Here is a 1316-nt window from a genome sequence, read left to right on the forward strand (position 1 = left end):
GGGGTAAGGATACCTTACAAGGGTAGGTTTTTTACAATTAGGAAGAATCAGAAAAAGATAAATCGCTGAAACGATTAAAGGATAAAGGAAACAAACGACCGAGAAACAAAGACTGACCATTGAGCAGTCGCGCTACTACAGTTAACAAACCATTAAGAAAACAAGATATTTGACGAGCAGGAGTAAGTTGATGTGGCTCAGAACGAACACTAATTAGTCCATCAGATAAGATTTCTTGTTCTCCACCAAGAGTAACCATCCAGAGTAAAGCGACAGCCATTGCTAACCAATGACGTTCGGCTCGGTCTGGTTTTCGTAAACGAGTTTTGTGCCATTGCCAACCATCACTTTTGATATCTCGATAAGAGCATTCAATCCAAGAGCGAAATCCATACCAACCAATATCAGCATCCGTTGATTTTAAATCTGTGAGGATGAGCCAAGGGTCAGTATAACCATCGTCCCATCGAGCTAGAAGAGTACAATTGAGGGTATTGGTTTTAAAGCAAGCAACTTGTCCTGACCAACAACTACCAGGATGAGAAACAACGGTTGCTAGGGAATGCCATGAAGATGAATTTAGCAACCGATATTGACTTTGATGATTGATTCTCAAAAATGGATGCCAGTTTAATTCGACAATCTGTTCATACAACCAAGAAGCATATAATCCTCTATCAGCACTAACAATGACTTTCCAATCTGTCGGTACAATATTTTTGAGAGCTTGAAATAGTTCTTGCCAATATGGTTTCCAACTTCCTTTTTCTGTTCCTTGGATGACCTTCCACGCTATGGGAATAGCAGACCTGCGATCAAGGACATTAATTGAAAGAACAGTAAAGTTTTGACCGATGTTCGTGGCATCTATAGCTATGGGTAGCTCTTTGTTTAGCGGAGGTAGTAAATCTACAACCCATGTAAGTAATGAACTAAAACATTCTTGTACTTCTAGAGATGCTCTTTTATTCCCTATCTTTTCTTTCGCCTCTCCCGCTTTATACCATTCCTTTAATCTCTGGCGTACCGTATTTTCTCTTTCTTGATTCACTTTTGCAATTAAATTTGAGACTCTTGTAAGACTGCTTGATTGTGTCATTACCATCCCAAAACTCGCGCGTTGCCAATCCAGACACTTGAGGTAAGCTCAGATGAGGGAATCGATAACTGACAATCTGTTTCCAATTTTTGAGATGTTGATTTAATTTCATCTCTAACCTATTTTCTTTGGGTTCTTTCGTTACTTCTATCCTATTTTTGATTCTTCACTCACCTAATTGTAAAAAACCTACCCTTGTAAGGGTAAGGATACTCCC

General features: G+C 39.2%; 2 protein-coding genes. Both read right to left on the reverse strand.

What is annotated here, in order from left to right; translation table 11 throughout:
- Nucleotides 1-37: 37 nt before the first annotated feature.
- The gene (locus AC2VE5_RS27990) at nt 38-1051 is read right to left on the reverse strand and encodes a transposase (protein ID WP_486890770.1); all 1014 of its coding nucleotides are present in this window, start codon (nt 1049-1051) and stop codon (nt 38-40) included.
- The gene (locus AC2VE5_RS27995; protein ID WP_486890771.1) at nt 999-1211 is read right to left on the reverse strand and encodes a hypothetical protein; all 213 of its coding nucleotides are present in this window, start codon (nt 1209-1211) and stop codon (nt 999-1001) included. The genes AC2VE5_RS27990 and AC2VE5_RS27995 overlap by 53 nt, the downstream gene beginning before the upstream one ends.
- Nucleotides 1212-1316 lie beyond the last annotated feature (105 nt).

The organism is Aliterella sp. E5.1, from assembly GCF_057473825.1.

Bases quoted from the DNA above. Each gene is read 5' to 3' on its own strand.
- AC2VE5_RS27995 (WP_486890771.1), bottom strand. From the start codon at position 1,211: ATGAAATTAAATCAACATCTCAAAAATTGGAAACAGATTGTCAGTTAT.